The organism is Afipia sp. P52-10 (assembly GCF_000516555.1).
Lineage (GTDB): Bacteria > Pseudomonadota > Alphaproteobacteria > Rhizobiales > Xanthobacteraceae > P52-10.
The window spans coordinates 1,201,065-1,215,329 of the sequence record NZ_AZSJ01000003.1 but is presented as its reverse complement, the minus strand read 5'-3'; the positions used below and the strand labels follow the sequence as shown (position 1 = coordinate 1,215,329).

Here is a 14,265-nt window from a genome sequence, read left to right as displayed (position 1 = left end):
ACCTTGGTGTCGGTGCTCGAAGCGGCGGACAGTCGCGCAATCGGCGGGCGTTAGCAATGCGCAAAGTCAGGCGAAATCATGAATTTCCTGAGAGGTTTTGCGCCGTTGACAAGGCTTTGACCGGCTCATATCTCTGCCCAGCCGGACGGAACGGGTCGCGGCGCGATTTCGGCTGCTTTCCCAATATCGCTCTCGTGTCCCGGTTTCGAAGGCCGCCAGCCATTTGAACGGCTGATTGCGGCCCAAAACGCTCCTCTGAAGGACGAACTTTCCATGATCGGTGCGCTCGCACGCAAGCTTTTCGGTTCCGCCAACGACCGGCGCATCAAATCCTACCAGCCACGGGTCAACGCCATTAACGCCCTCGAGCCGGAGCTCGTGAAGCTCTCCGACGAGGCGTTGCGCGCCCGCACCGCCGAATTCAAGCAGCAGCTCGCCGATGGCAAGACCCTCGACGACATCCTCGTTCCCGCCTTCGCCACGGTCCGCGAAGCCGCCAAACGCACCCTCGGCCAGCGGCATTTCGACGTCCAGCTGATCGGCGGCATGGTGCTGCACGAGGGCGACATCGCCGAAATGAAGACCGGCGAAGGCAAGACCTTGGTGGCGACGCTGGCGGTGTATCTCAACGCGCTCGCCGGCAAGGGCGTGCACGTCGTCACGGTGAACGACTACCTCGCCAAGCGCGACGCCGAATGGATGGGCCAGATCTACGGCTTCCTCGGCCTCACCACCGGCGTCATCGTGCATGGCCTGGACGACGAGCAGCGCAAGGCGGCCTACGCCTGCGACATCACCTATGGCACCAACAACGAGTACGGCTTCGACTATCTGCGCGATAATATGAAGTACCGGCTGGAGGACATGGTCCAGCGGCCGCACTACTTCGCCATCGTCGACGAGGTGGACTCGATCCTGATCGACGAGGCGCGCACGCCGCTGATCATCTCCGGTCCGCTCGACGACCGCTCCGAATTCTACAACACCATCGACGCCTATATCCCGAAGCTGGACAAGAGCGACTACGAGGTCGACGAAAAGCAGCGCACGGTGACCATGACCGAAGCGGGCATGGAGAAGATGGAGCAGATGATCCGCGAGGCGGGTCTGCTCAAGGGCGATTCGCTCTACGACATCGAGAACGTCTCCACCGTTCATCACATCAACCAGGGCCTACGCGCCCACACCCTGTTCACCCGCGACAAGGACTACATCGTCCGCGACGGCGAGGTGGTGATCATCGACGAGTTCACCGGCCGCATGATGCCTGGCCGCCGCTATTCGGAAGGCCTGCATCAGGCGCTGGAAGCGAAGGAGCACCAGCCGATCCAGCCGGAAAACCAGACGCTGGCCTCGATCACCTTCCAGAACTACTTCCGCATGTACGAGAAGCTCGGCGGCATGACCGGTACGGCGGCGACCGAGGCGGACGAATTCTTCGACATCTACAAGCTGGAAGTGCGGGAGATCCCGACCAACGTTCCGGTCGCGCGGCTCGACGAGGATGACGAGGTCTACCGCACTGCCAACGAGAAGTACGCGGCGATTCTGGCGGAGATCGAGCGGGCGAATGCGCGGCTGCAGCCGGTGCTGGTCGGTACCGCCTCGATCGAGAAGTCCGAGACGCTCGCCGAATACCTGAAGAAGAACGGCTACAAGCAGATCGACTTCGGCAACCAGAAGGCGCTCGACAAGCTCTATGCCGCCGCCCGCACCGGCAAGCCGGCGAAGATGTTCGCCGTGCTGAACGCGCGCTTCCACGAGCAGGAAGCCTACATCGTCGCCGAAGCCGGCATTCCGGGCGCGATCACGATCGCGACCAACATGGCCGGCCGCGGGACCGACATCAAGCTTGGTGGTTCGCTCGAAATGCGTATTGCGCAGGAGACCGCGGGCATCGAGGACGAGGCCGAGAAGCAGGCGCGCATCGCGCAGATCAAGGCGGACATCGAGAAGTTCCGCGAGATCGTGCTGAAGGCGGAAGAGACGATCGAGATCGAACCGGCCAAGGGCGGCAAGCCGGCCAAGACCATCACCAAGCCCGGTGGTCTCTACATCATTGGCTCCGAGCGCCACGAATCGCGGCGCATCGACAACCAGCTGCGCGGCCGCTCCGGTCGTCAGGGCGATCCCGGCCGTTCGAAGTTCTTCCTGTCGCTGGAAGACGATCTGATGCGCATCTTCGGTTCGGACCGGCTGGACTCGATGCTGCAGCGGCTCGGCCTGAAGGAAGGCGAGGCGATCATCCACCCGTGGATCAACAAGGCTCTAGAGAAGGCACAGCAGAAGGTCGAAGCGCGCAACTTCGACATCCGCAAGAACCTGCTCAAGTTCGACAACGTTCAGAACGATCAGCGCAAGGTGATCTTCGACCAGCGCATCGATTTGATGCGTGATGAGGACGTGGCCGAAACCGTCGCCGACATGCGTCATGCGCTGGTGAGCGACATGGTGGCCAAGCATGTGCCGGAAGGGGTCTATCCGGAGCAGTGGGATGTCGCCGGCCTGAAGGAAGAGCTCAATCGCGTGCTGGCGCTCGACCTGCCGGTGGATGAGTGGGCCAAAGAAGAAGGCATCGCCGACGAGGAGATCTCCGAGCGCATCGAGAAGCGCGTCGACGAGCACATGGCGGCGAAGGTTGCCCAATGGGGCCCGGACGTCATGCGCTATGTCGAGAAGACAGTGCTGCTGCAAACGCTGGACCATCTCTGGCGCGAGCATCTGATCATGCTCGATCACCTGCGCCAGGTGGTCGGCCTGCGCGGTTATGGTCAGCGCGATCCGCTCAACGAATACAAGGCGGAAGCCTTCAATCTGTTCGAGACCATGATCGCACACCTGCGCGAGGCGGTGACGGCACAGCTCATGCGGGTCGAGATCGTCCCGCCGGAGCAGCAGCAGCCGGAGCTGCCGATGATGGAAGCACACAAGCTTAATCCGGATACGGGTGAAGACGAGGTGCCGCTCGCGACCATGGCGTTCTCACCGCCGACCGCGCCGGCCGATCGTGACCCCAACAATCCGGCGACCTGGGGCAAGGTTGGCCGCAACGAGAACTGTCCCTGCGGTTCGGGCAAGAAGTTCAAACACTGCCACGGCCGGTTCGCCTGATCCTCCGATGGCCGGGGTTTATCCTCCGCTCTGATCTTTCGCGCTCATTCCGGAGCGCGCGTGAAACGCGCGAGCTCGGATCGCGAGATGATGCGGTCTGCATGTCTGCAAGCTCGGGATTCCGGATCGCTGCGCGTGGCGCAGCGTCCGGAATGACCGCGCTGTTGTTCTCCGAATAGGCTATAAAACGGTCGGATTATTCCAGGGGAAGGCCGATCCATCATGCTGACGATCTACGGTGTCTACCGCTCGCGCGCCTCGCGCAATTACTGGCTTGCAGACGAGCTGAACATTCCCTTCCAGAGCGTGCCGGTGATCCAGGCCTATCGTCTGTCTGATCCCGGCGCGGCCGATGCGCCGCTGCACACGCGCTCCAAACAGTTTCTGAAAATCAATCCGAACGGGCATATTCCGTCGATGGCGGACGATGGCCTCGCGCTGCACGAGTCGCTGGCGATCAACCTCTATCTGGCGAAGAAGCATGGCGGCCCGCTTGCGCCGGCCGATTTGGCCGAGGACGGGCTGATGAGCATGTGGTCGCTATGGGCTGCGAACGAAGTCGAGCAGCATGCCTTGCAGATCCTGACGCATCGCGCAGGCAAGCCGGAATTGCGCGGCCCAAAGCTCGCGCAGGCGGGCGTCGATGCGTTGCGCGGACCCTTCGCGGTGCTCGACCAGGCGCTGGCGGAGAGCGGTCATCTGGTCGGCGGGCGCTTTACGGTCGCCGATCTCAATGTGGCGGAGGTGGTGCGCTACGCGATGGGCGCGCCGGAGCTATTTGCGGAAGCGCCGCGGGTGAAGGCCTGGCTCGCGGCGTGCCATGCGCGGCCGGCTTTCAAGGCGATGATGGCAAAACGCGACGCCGAGCCGGCGTAGGACTGGATGGCGCTTTGCGGCCGCGCTTCGCAGGTTCGAGCGCGGCCGCTTGTCGCCTTTAAAAAAGGTCTCCGTAATCAGGCGGCGGACGATTCGCAGGCCTTGGCGGGGGCGGTTCGTTCCGCGCGTAGCGCGATCAACGTCACGGCAATGGCCGCGAGCGGAAACAGCGCGGCCACGAATGGCACCGAGCCCAATCCAGGCCCGTGGTCGATCACTGTGCCGCCCGCCCAGGCGCCGATCGCGTTGCCGAGATTGAACGCGGCGATGTTGAACGAAGAGGCGAGGCTCTGGCCGGCGCCGTGCGCCTTTTCCATCACCCAGAGTTGCAGCGGCGCCACGGTGGCGAAGCCTGTGGCGCCCATGAGGCCGACGAACAGCACCGCAGCGGTTTTGCTGTGCAGCGCGAATGTCATCAGCGCCAGTACGATGCCGAGTGCGGCCAGCGTGCCGAGCAGGGACGGCACGAGGCTGCGGTCGGCGAGCTTGCCGCCCAGGAGATTGCCGACGATCAATCCGCCGCCGAACACCAGCAGGATCGGCGACACGGCCGCGTCGGAGAAACCGGTGATGCGGGTCAGCGCCGGCGCGATGTAGGTGAATACGGCGAATACGCCGGCAAAACCCAGCACCGTGCTGGTGAAGCCGAGCAGCACCGGCTTGCGGGCGATGGCGCGCAGGTCGGCGCGCCAGTCCGCGGTTTCTGCGTCGCCCTTATCCTTCGGCAGCAGCAGGGCGAGCACCAGGATCGCAACGACGCCAACCAGCGCCACCGCCCAGAAGGTCGCGCGCCAGCCGAATTGCTGGCCGAGCCAGGTGCCGAACGGCACGCCGAGGATGTTGGCGACGGTCAGTCCGGTGAACATCACGGCGATCGCGGACGCGCGCTTGTCTTGGGCGACGAGGCCGGTGGCGACCACCGAGCCGACGCCGAAGAAGGTGCCGTGCGCGAGCGCCGTCAGAACTCGTGCGGCCATGAGGAAGCCGTAGCTCGGCGCCAGCGCGCAGGCGATGTTGCCGACGGTGAAGATCATCATCAGCGCGATCAGCACCGTCTTGCGCGGCCATCCGCCGGTCAGCACCGTCAACACTGGTGCGCCGGCGACCACGCCCAATGCATAACCGGAAATCAGGAGCCCGGCGGAGGCGATCGAGACGTGGAATGTGTCGCTGACCTCGATCAGCAGGCCCATGATGACGAATTCGGTGACGCCGATGCCGAAGGCTCCGGCCGTCAGGGCATAGAGTGCCAGCGGCATGATCAACCTCGTGGGAGTGTGTTTCTGCCGTGGGATATGGATGCACTGCAAAAAATGATATAGAAGGCAGGCGGGAACATTATCTATGAATTAAATTCACAATGGCGCGCGGCGAGGTCAACCGGTCCGGAGAGATGGAAGTGTTCGTCCGCGTGGTTGAGCACGGCGGCTTTTCCGCGGCCGCGCGGGCTTGCCGGATGACGCCCTCGGCGGTCAGCAAGCTGATCGGCCGGCTGGAGGCGCGGCTCGGGGCGCGATTGGTCAACCGCTCCACTCGCCGCCTGCAGCTCACGCCCGAGGGCTCGGCCTTCTATGAGCGAACGACCCGCATCCTTGCCGATCTCGATGAAGCCGAACGCAGCGCCGCGGCCGGCGAGCAACCAAGCGGACTGATCCGCTTCAACACCAGTGCCTCCTACGGCACCCACATTCTCGCGCCGGTCTTGTCGGAATTTCTCACGCGCTATCCCGCGGTGACGCTGGATATCGTGCAGACCGATCTGGTGATCGACCTGATCGCGGAACGCACGGATGTCGCGGTCCGTGCCGGGCCGCTGAAGAGTTCGAGCCTGATCGCGCGCAAGCTTGGCGATGTGGGAAAGCTGATCGTCGCGTCGCCGGCTTACCTGCAACGTTACGGTGAGCCGAAGAGCATCGCCGATCTCGACGCGCACAATCGTCTTGGCTTCGGCTATGCGCGGGCGATCCAGGGCTGGCCGTTGAGGGCGCATGACGGCAGCGAGGTGGTGGTGCCAACGATGGGTCGCGTGCAGGCAAGCGATGGGGAGACGCTGCGCCAACTCGCGCTCGGCGGTGCGGGTCTTGCGCGGTTGGCGACGTTTACGGTGCGTGGTGATCTTGCTGCCGGTCGCCTCGTGCCGGTGTTGCAGGAGTTCAATCCCGGCGATCGCGAGAGTTTTCACGCGGTCTATCTCGGCCAAGGTGGCTTATTGCCGTCACGCATTCGCGTGCTGCTCGATTTCCTCGCCGAGCGCGGCAAGGTTGGCGATTGAGCGTACGATCGCGTGATGGCCATCAGCGTGCAAGTGTCGTGTCATTACAAGTGTCTTGTCGTTTGGCGATGCCGGATCGGACGCGTCTTCATGCCGGCGCGTGTGATCTCGCGTCGTTGGCCGCGCCCCGCGCGAGAGACATTCGACGCAACGCGTCACCACCTGTGACCGCTGCAAGTTATCACTGTGATATGGCTTTCTTCGCTACACGCCGTCGTTGGTGAACGTGCGTATCAAACGATGCGGTTGTATCGAGCCGTAAGGCTGCACACGCACTTGTTGCGCACGTGATGCGCGCGTGTGTTGTGAATCGCGCGTTACAGGGCACGTTAGAATGTCGCAGGTTGCGCATACATGCGGAACGGCGAGTTTCGTGAAAAGTTGATCCGCCGACAATCGACGTTGCTCGAATTGCTGGAATGCCGGACGCAAAGCGGCGAGCCGGCAGCGCAGCACGGATTCATCATGCAGGGAATTGAATTCTTGTTGGACGTAAAAGCGTTGCTCTGTTGTCCGCGCTGCCGCTCGGCGCTCGATCTCGACCACGATCCGATTCGATGTACCAACACAGACTGCCATTACACACGCGCGGGTTTTCCGCGCGCGTCAGGGCAGCCCGTGCTGATCGATTTCGACCGCAGCATCTTTGATCGCGCCGCCTATGCGGACGATCGCGGCTCGGTGATGAAGCGCGACGACACCGGCCGCGGGATGGCCGTCCGCTTGCGGCGCATGCTGACGGGCGCGAATCCGGTGACGCCGGAGAAGTCGCGCGAGATGGTCATCCGTCTATTGCAGCAGGCGCCCAATCCGCTGGTATTGGTCATTGGCGGTGGTGCCATCGGCGCAGGCGCCGATCCACTCTATGCGACCGGAAACATCCGCGTCATCGGCACCGACGTCTATGCGTCTGCGAACACCGACGTCGTCGCCGACGGCCACTTCCTGCCGTTCCAGGATGCAGTGTTCGATGGCGTCTGGATCCAGGCGGTGCTCGAACATGTGCTCGATCCATCGACGGTGGTCGCGGAAATCCACCGCGTGTTGAAACCCGGTGGCGTGGTCTATGCCGACACGCCGTTTATCCAGCAGGTGCACGAACAGGCTTATGACTTCACCCGCTTCACCTTGAGCGGCCATCGTTGGCTGTTTCGTCACTTCGAGGAGATCGATTCCGGCGCGGTCGGCGGTGCGGGTAAGGCGCTGGTCTGGTCGATCCGCTACGTCGCCTTGTCGCTCGGGCTCAGCACGCGTCTGGCGACGCTGGTGGCGTTACCGTTCTTCTGGGTGCGGTTCATCGATCGCTTTGCAAGACCAGGCCCGAAATCGGATGCCGCAAGCGGAGTCTATTTCTTCGGCCGGCGTTCGGATCGCACGCTGCAGGCGAAGGATATGCTGCGCTACTACGAGATGAAACGGTGAGGGAGTGGCACGTCCAGATTGCGCCGGGGCGCGATCGAGCGCGTCAAAGCATGATCCGGAAGAGCGATCATGTCATCGAAGACATCGCGCGCACCAAGAGCCAAGGCGCAATGCGCTTGCGCTCAAGGTCATTGCGGGGTCAGCGCATCGACCAGCGGCTATCGAATGCGTTCGAGGGGACGACCGGCTGCGCACCGGCAATCGCCGTGTTGCGCTCCTTCTTCTCGGTCGGAGGCGCCGTAGGCTTCGGAGCGGCTGCAGTCCGAGTTTCGGTTGGCTTCGTCTCGTGAGCCTTCGGTTCGTGCCGGATCGCGGCAGGCGGCTTCGGTGCTGATGCCTGCGTCGGCTTCTGCGCTTTCGGAGGCTGCTTCGGCGCCGGTGCGCTCGACGTCGTTTTCGGCGCTGCTTCGCCATCAGCGCCGATGCCGATCTTCCGGGCAAGACTCGAGAAGAACCCGCCGCTGTCGGAGGAGTTCGATGCGGGAGCCGTGGCGACGCGCACCGTGGGCTTTGCGGCTTCGGTGGTGGCCGGCGCGGAGGTCGAGAGGAAGTCTCCGCCAGAGCTTGCGGGCGATGCGAGCGCGAGCGTCGGTTCGTCAGCCGAGCGTGGCGGATTGACCGTCGGCGGCACGGACGGGACGGCGGCGTAGGAGGAGAACGTCGTGCTCTTGGTGTCGGACAGACCGGTCGAGCCGTTCGGGGTCTTCGCCGCGAACAGCGCGTGCATGCCGCCGTCGATGCCCTTGCGCGCAACCACGCTCGGCGTGCCGCGGCTGATGAGCTGGGCGGTCTCGTATTCGTCCTTGCGCTGCTTCTCCGCCACCGCCTGCGCGATGTCATCGGCCACCTGATAGGTCGGGCACTTACCGGTCGGGTTGAAGCTCGGCGCTCGGTTGGAGAGCGGATCCTTGTCGGCGTTGAAGACGTAGCGCTGCTCGCAGACATCCACCTTCGGCTCGAGATGCGTCACCTCGAAGTGATCGTTGCCCTGCTTCAGCATCTTCCAGAACGGCATGTTCGGATTGTTGCGGTGCTTGGCGAAGTTCTGCGGCGTCATCCGGAACGGATAGGCCTGCACCTGGAACGAGCGCTGTCCGCCGAAGAACGATTCCCGACCGAGCGCATAGATTTCCGAGATCTGCTCGTCGGTCATCGCGTAGCATCCGCGCGAGGAGCAGTCGCCGTGCACCATGAGCTGCGAGCCGGTGCGGCCGAGCGAACGGTCGAACGCGTTCGGATAGCCCATGTTGAACGACAGGTAGTACGCCGACTCCGGATTCATCTGCGCCGGCGTGATGTTGTAGAAGCCCTCAGGCGCCTGACGGTCGCCTTCCCGGATCTTCGGGCCAAGGTCGCCGGACCAGCGGCAGATCGGATAAGTCTTCAGCAGCGCGAAGCGGCCGGTCTTGTCCTGCTTCCAGACTTCCAGCTCGGCTTCCTGCTTGAACAGGCGGACCAGGATCGGCGACTGCGGATCCATCTCCTTCGCCTGGATGTCTTGCGCCAGCTTTTCGGGGATCGGCTTGTTGGCCTTGGCGTTGGTGACGAAGGCCGCCTGCTCGGCATTGCATCCGGCCAGCGCGACGCAGGCTGCCACCGCAGCTGCTGCCACAAATCCGCGGACCGTATTGTCAGAAATCAAGTGAAGCTCCCCAAAGCAACCACAACCCCCACCGGAACGCCCCGAACCGTCCGATTACGTGCAACCTGCTTGAAGCCGTTGAGCAATCGTTATCCCTAAGCGCCCAGGCTCGCAAGCCGATTCACCGTGACCGCGCAGCCGCGTCCGCGCGATAGTGAATGGCCTGTAAATAGCTGATGAATTTGGCGAACTTGATGACGCCGGCTGCCTCGAAAAAGCCACGATGCGAGCCTTGTCGGGTCCGCTCACGTTCCGTCGCGGTGTCGAATCGCGCCGTGCCGGCTCGAGCGATCGACGGCCGTGCGAACGATCTGCGCAAATCAACCGCGGGTCCGGTTCAGCCGAGCTTGCGGCCGATATCGAGGAACTTCTGTCGCCGTTGCTTGCGAATGCTGTCGTGATCGAGGTTGCGCAGCTCGTCGAAGGCGTGGGCGATGGCCTCGCCGGCCGCCGCGATCACCCCTTGTGGATCACGATGCGCGCCGCCGATCGGTTCCTTGACGATCTCGTCGATGACCCCGAAGCGCAGCAGATCCTGCGCTGTGATCTTCATGTTGGTGGCGGCTTCCTGAGCCTTGGTGGCGTCGCGCCACAGGATCGATGCCGCACCTTCCGGCGAGATCACACTGTAGACCGAGTGCTCGAGCATCAAAACGCGGTTGGCGGTGGCGATCGCCACGGCGCCCCCGGAGCCGCCTTCGCCGATCACCAGTGAGACGTTCGGCACGCCGAGCTGCAGGCAGGCGTCGGTGGAGCGGGCGATGGCTTCCGCCTGGCCGCGTTCCTCTGCACCGATACCGGGATAGGCGCCGGCGGTGTCCACCAGTGTCAGCACCGGAATGTTGAAGCGGTCCGCCATCTCCATCAGCCGCACCGCCTTGCGGTAACCTTCCGGCTTGGCCATGCCGAAATTGTGCTTGAGACGGCTTTCGGTGGTCGAGCCCTTCTCCTGACCGATCACGCAGATGCTTTCGCCACGAAAGCGTCCGAAGCCTCCGATCAGCGCATCGTCGTCGCCGAACTTGCGGTCACCGGCGAGCGGGGTGAACTCGGTGACCAGCGTGTTGACGTAGTCGAGAAAGTGCGGCCGCTGCGCATGTCGCGCCACCTGCGTCTTCTGCCACGGCGTCAGATTCGCGTAGAGGTCGGCCAGCGTCTGCGATGCGCGCTCCTCGACCCGGGCGATTTCGTCGCCGATGTCGCTGCCGCTAGCGGCCAGCGCGCGCAGCTCGTCGAGCTTCGCCTCCAGTTCGGCGACGGACTTTTCGAAATCGAGATAGCTTCGCATTCTGTGACGGTGATCCGGTGACGGAACGGGTACGGGTCGTAAGTGCGGCCATGTCTGACGGCAGCCGACCTGCAAGTCAACCAGCCAGGGTGGCCCAAGCAACAGCGTTTTTCAGGCTAAGTGGCGAATTTTTCGGCCGAAATCGCATCCTTTGCGATCCCTTTCGGCTAGCTGACGCGATGGTTAAGAGATGAAGGGGGCGGGGAGCCTCAGCCCATCGATCAAAGCATCGCGGAAGGCGGCGATCGGCCGGCTCAGCCGTCCCGCCGGTGGCCGATGCAGTAGCCAGGCGCGCACCTGCGGTCTGAAGCTGTCGGCTTCGATGACCTGCACCGCGTCGTGCCACGGACTGCCGGCGAAGGCCGCGGGCGTGACGATGCCGATGCCATGGCCGCGGGCGACCAGCGACATGCGCAGGTCGGCGCTCATCGCCTCGACGCCGACCTGGAACGGCAAACGCTCGCTTTCGAAATGGTTGCGGATGAAGGCGCGAAAGCCGCATCCGTTCTCGTTCATGACCCAGGGAAACCGCGACAGCTCCGCAAGCGTCGGCTGCTTCGGCACGCCCAGCGATGGTGCGGCGATCAGCAGCACCGCCTGTGCGCCAAGGTCGTCGCAGGCGAGGTTGTCGGGAGGAGGCATGCCGTCGGCGAGGCACAACGCGGCGGCATCGAGCTCGCTGCGCTGAATCTGCTCGATCAGCCGTGGCGACCAGCCGGAGGTGATGCGCAGGGTGAGTTGCGGGAATTCGCTGCGCAGCCGGTCGAGCGGGAGCGCCAATGCTGCATCCGACAGGTACGGCATGATGCCGAGGCGAAATTCGCCGCGCACGTCGGCATCGGGCGAAACCCCCGCCCGCAGGTCTTCCAGCGAACGCAGCACCCGTCGGCCGTGCTCGTAGGCTTCGCGGCCGTCATGGGTGGGCTTCAGCGGTTTCGACTGCCGATCGAGCAGGGTGGTGCCGAGCCGCTCCTCCAAATTCTGAATTCGCCGGGTGACACCGGGCTGGGTCAGGTTCAGCCGGGCCGAGGCACCGACGATCGATCCAGTCTCGACCACGGCGATGAAGGCTTCGAGGTCGTGAATGTTCATGCGTAATGCTCATAATCATCATCGATTCAATTGAATTGTATCATCTTTCTGACTGGAAATAAAGTTGTCAGGCAAAATGCGAATTTCTCAAGTCGAGGCCTGTATTCATGACCGTCGTCAACGATGCCGCCCCTGGCCGCGGCGATCTCAGCCCGTCTTCGCCGGAGATCACCGCCCGCCTCACCCTGCTGTTTGCCGCCGCCGTCGGCATCATCGTCATCAATCTGTTCGTGCCGCAGACCCTGGTCGGGTTGATCGGTCCCTCTCTCGGGCTTGGTGCGTCGGCCGCCAGTCTCGTGGCAATGGCGACGCTGCTGGGTTACGCCTGCGGTTTGTTGCTCCTGGTGCCGCTTGCGGACCTGATCGAAAATCGCAGGCTGACGGTTCGCCTGCTGACGTGTGCGGTGATTGCGGCCGCCGTCGCTGCGGTGGCGCCGACGGCCCTCACCTTGCTGCTGACGTTGTTCGCACTCGGCGCCGCATGCTCGGCCATTCAGATCATCGTGCCGATCGCCGCCGCGATGGCGCCGCCTGAGCGGCGCGGCCAGGTAATCGGCGACGTGATGAGCGGGTTGATGATCGGCATCCTCCTATCGCGGCCGTTCGCTAGCCTTGTCGCGGACCTGTTTGGCTGGCGCGCATTCTATGGCGTGAGCGCGATGCTGATGGTGCTGCTGACGCTGGCGCTCCGACCGCGCCTGCCGCAACGCCAGCCGCAGGCGGAGCTGACGTATCCGGCCCTGATCGCCTCGCTGTGGCAGCTGCTGCGCAGTGAGGCGGTCTTGCGGCAGAAGGCGTTGTCGGCCGCCCTCGGCATGGCGGCATTCAGCCTGTTCTGGACCGCGATCGCATTGCGGCTGGTGCTGCCGCCGTTCGATCTCGGTCAGCGCGGCATCGCGCTGTTCGCCTTGGCCGGCGCGGTGGGCGCAGTGCTGACGCCGCTGTTCGGGCGTGCGGGCGATCGTGGCTGGACCCGACCGGTGACGATCGTGTCGCACCTCGTTCTGATCGCAGGTGCGGCGCTTGCGGCCTGGGCGGGTTCGTCGTCCGTCGCGGCGCCTGTGGTGCCATTGGTCTTGATGGCCGTGGCCGCTTTCATGCTGGATGTCGGTGTGGTCGGCGCGCAGACACTCGGCCGCCGCGCGGTCAACCTGCTGCAGGCGGAGGCGCGCGGCCGCATCAACGGCATCTTCGTCGGCGTGTTTTTCCTCGGCGCGTCGCTTGGCTCGGCGATCGCGGGCCTCGCCTGGACCAGCGGAGGTTGGCCGCTCGTCTGTGCAGGCATTGCCCTGTTTGGCGGGCTGGCGCTGTGGGTGGACAGCGTCGGAAAAGCCGCGTGACGGAGCTCAGGCGCCGGCGAGCGGATGCAGGTCGCGCACCAGGCTTTTCAGCCGCTCCTCGATGACATGGGTATAGATCTGCGTCGTCGAGATATCGGTATGGCCGAGCAGCGTCTGCACGATGCGCAGGTCGGCGCCGTTGTGCAGCAGGTGGCTGGCGAATGCGTGTCGCAACACATGCGGGCTGATGAGACGCGGCGGAATGCCGGCAGCCGCCGCGAGCTCCTTCAGGTCGCGTGCGAAATGTTGCCGGGTTAGATGGCCGCTTTCGCCGAACGACGGAAACAGCCATTTTGTCGCTTTGGGAGAACCTTTACTCGCTGCGCCTTTGACAATTTTGCCATCGGCCTTCGGCGTCGCTTGCACGGCCTCCAGGGCTGCGAGGTAGTCGGCCATCGCCTGTTTGGCGGACTCGTTCAAGGGCACGAAGCGTTCCTTGCCGCCCTTGCCGCGCACGACGATCATCCGCGCGTCGCGCCGCGCGGCGGCAAGCGGCAGCGTCACCAGTTCGGTAACGCGCAGCCCGGTCGCGTACAGCACCTCGAGCAGGCACGACAGGCGCAAGCCCCGCATCCGTTGCGCTGGCGTAATCCCGGCTTGCTCGGCGGTCTGCTTTGCCCGAGCGAGCAAAGTATCGACGTCGGTGATCGACAGCACCTTCGGCAGCGGTCGGCCGCGTTTCGGGCCGGCGAGAATTGCCGCCGGGTCGTCGTCGCGCAGGCCTTCACCGAGCAGGAAGCGATACAGGTGCCGTAACGCCGACAAGCGTCGCGCCACGCTGGACGACTTGAAGCCGCGCGTGTCGAGATCGGCGAGGTAGGCGCGCAGATCGTCGGTGGAGGCTTTCACGAGCGCCGACCGGCTTTGACCGAGGAATGCGGACAAGTCCTCCAGATCGCGGCGGTAGGCATCGACGGTGTTGTTGCCTGCGCCCTGTTCGGCGGTGAGCATGTCGAGGAACAGCGCGACCAGCTTGGCGTCGCCTGCGGTCGCAGAACTGGTCCCGGCTGCAGGGGTGTCATGTGTCTTGCGGCGAGCCACCGACGCCTCCGTTCATTGCCGCTTGAGGAACCGATCCTGCGGAACCGTAACAGTGATTTCCCGCGGCTTCGGATCGAACAGCGTGGACAGCGCGAACAAGCCGCCATAGATCAGTCCGCCGATCACCGCGATGATGGTCAGGAAGCGGAACAGGGTCGGCATGTCAGTCTGGGCTCCTCGC

12 protein-coding genes are annotated in these 14,265 nt (G+C 64.1%); 5 read left to right on the top strand and 7 right to left on the bottom strand.

Annotated elements, in window-relative coordinates; all coding sequences use genetic code 11:
- The first annotated feature begins 273 nt into the window (after window positions 1-273).
- Window positions 274-3,111, top strand: coding sequence for a preprotein translocase subunit SecA (gene secA / locus X566_RS07050; RefSeq protein WP_034464761.1), 2,838 nt, complete (start codon window positions 274-276; stop codon window positions 3,109-3,111).
- 222 nt (window positions 3,112-3,333) lie between these two features.
- Window positions 3,334-3,987: a glutathione S-transferase family protein gene (locus tag X566_RS07045; protein ID WP_034464758.1), complete on the top strand. Its 654-nt coding sequence runs from the start codon at window positions 3,334-3,336 to the stop codon at window positions 3,985-3,987.
- Between the two features lie 77 nt (window positions 3,988-4,064).
- Here X566_RS07045 and X566_RS07040 read toward each other — a convergent pair whose 3' ends face one another.
- The gene (locus X566_RS07040; RefSeq protein ID WP_034468135.1) at window positions 4,065-5,246 is read right to left on the bottom strand and encodes an MFS transporter; all 1,182 of its coding nucleotides are present in this window, start codon (window positions 5,244-5,246) and stop codon (window positions 4,065-4,067) included.
- Window positions 5,247-5,347: 101 nt separating this feature from the next.
- Here X566_RS07040 and X566_RS07035 point away from each other — a divergent pair, with 101 nt between their 5' ends.
- Window positions 5,348-6,259: a LysR family transcriptional regulator gene (locus tag X566_RS07035; protein WP_034464756.1), complete on the top strand. Its 912-nt coding sequence runs from the start codon at window positions 5,348-5,350 to the stop codon at window positions 6,257-6,259.
- 204 nt (window positions 6,260-6,463) lie between these two features.
- On the opposite strand, the gene X566_RS25140 is transcribed toward X566_RS07035, so the two are convergent.
- The gene (locus X566_RS25140; protein ID WP_173402559.1) at window positions 6,464-6,805 is read right to left on the bottom strand and encodes a hypothetical protein; all 342 of its coding nucleotides are present in this window, start codon (window positions 6,803-6,805) and stop codon (window positions 6,464-6,466) included.
- A 72-nt stretch (window positions 6,806-6,877) separates the two neighbouring features.
- Between X566_RS25140 and X566_RS07030 the strand changes: the two genes are divergently transcribed.
- Window positions 6,878-7,681 (top strand): class I SAM-dependent methyltransferase, encoded by an 804-nt coding sequence (locus X566_RS07030; protein WP_244434695.1) that lies wholly within the window; start codon window positions 6,878-6,880, stop codon window positions 7,679-7,681.
- A gap of 139 nt (window positions 7,682-7,820) precedes the next feature.
- Here the strand turns inward: X566_RS07030 and X566_RS07025 are convergent, their stop codons facing one another.
- From X566_RS07025 to X566_RS07010, 3 genes are all read right to left on the bottom strand, one after another.
- Window positions 7,821-9,323, bottom strand: a complete 1,503-nt coding sequence (locus X566_RS07025; RefSeq protein WP_034464754.1) for a murein L,D-transpeptidase family protein — start codon at window positions 9,321-9,323, stop codon at window positions 7,821-7,823.
- Between the two features lie 337 nt (window positions 9,324-9,660).
- Window positions 9,661-10,611 (bottom strand): acetyl-CoA carboxylase carboxyltransferase subunit alpha, encoded by a 951-nt coding sequence (locus X566_RS07015; protein ID WP_034464748.1) that lies wholly within the window; start codon window positions 10,609-10,611, stop codon window positions 9,661-9,663.
- Window positions 10,612-10,794: 183 nt separating this feature from the next.
- The gene (locus X566_RS07010; RefSeq protein WP_034464745.1) at window positions 10,795-11,703 is read right to left on the bottom strand and encodes a LysR family transcriptional regulator; all 909 of its coding nucleotides are present in this window, start codon (window positions 11,701-11,703) and stop codon (window positions 10,795-10,797) included.
- A 107-nt stretch (window positions 11,704-11,810) separates the two neighbouring features.
- Here X566_RS07010 and X566_RS07005 point away from each other — a divergent pair, with 107 nt between their 5' ends.
- A complete protein-coding gene (locus X566_RS07005; RefSeq protein WP_034464743.1) occupies window positions 11,811-13,043 on the top strand; it encodes an MFS transporter in 1,233 nt (410 codons plus the stop codon).
- Window positions 13,044-13,049: 6 nt separating this feature from the next.
- Here X566_RS07005 and X566_RS07000 read toward each other — a convergent pair whose 3' ends face one another.
- Both X566_RS07000 and X566_RS06995 read right to left on the bottom strand, forming a co-directional pair.
- The gene (locus X566_RS07000; protein ID WP_051444171.1) at window positions 13,050-13,994 is read right to left on the bottom strand and encodes a site-specific tyrosine recombinase; all 945 of its coding nucleotides are present in this window, start codon (window positions 13,992-13,994) and stop codon (window positions 13,050-13,052) included.
- A gap of 102 nt (window positions 13,995-14,096) precedes the next feature.
- On the bottom strand, window positions 14,097-14,246 hold the full coding sequence (locus X566_RS06995; protein WP_034464740.1) for a hypothetical protein: 150 nt from the start codon (window positions 14,244-14,246) through the stop codon (window positions 14,097-14,099).
- Window positions 14,247-14,265 lie beyond the last annotated feature (19 nt).

Excerpts from the sequence above, each read along its gene's own strand:
- secA (WP_034464761.1), top strand. The coding sequence starts at position 274 with ATGATCGGTGCGCTCGCACGCAAGCTTTTCGGTTCCGCCAACGACCGG.
- X566_RS07005 (WP_034464743.1), top strand. The coding sequence starts at position 11,811 with ATGACCGTCGTCAACGATGCCGCCCCTGGCCGCGGCGATCTCAGCCCG.
- X566_RS07045 (WP_034464758.1), top strand. The coding sequence starts at position 3,334 with ATGCTGACGATCTACGGTGTCTACCGCTCGCGCGCCTCGCGCAATTAC.
- X566_RS07010 (WP_034464745.1), bottom strand. The coding sequence starts at position 11,703 with ATGAACATTCACGACCTCGAAGCCTTCATCGCCGTGGTCGAGACTGGA.
- X566_RS07035 (WP_034464756.1), top strand. The coding sequence starts at position 5,348 with ATGGCGCGCGGCGAGGTCAACCGGTCCGGAGAGATGGAAGTGTTCGTC.
- X566_RS06995 (WP_034464740.1), bottom strand. The coding sequence starts at position 14,246 with ATGCCGACCCTGTTCCGCTTCCTGACCATCATCGCGGTGATCGGCGGA.
- X566_RS07015 (WP_034464748.1), bottom strand. The coding sequence starts at position 10,611 with ATGCGAAGCTATCTCGATTTCGAAAAGTCCGTCGCCGAACTGGAGGCG.
- X566_RS07040 (WP_034468135.1), bottom strand. The coding sequence starts at position 5,246 with ATGCCGCTGGCACTCTATGCCCTGACGGCCGGAGCCTTCGGCATCGGC.
- X566_RS07000 (WP_051444171.1), bottom strand. The coding sequence starts at position 13,994 with ATGCTCACCGCCGAACAGGGCGCAGGCAACAACACCGTCGATGCCTAC.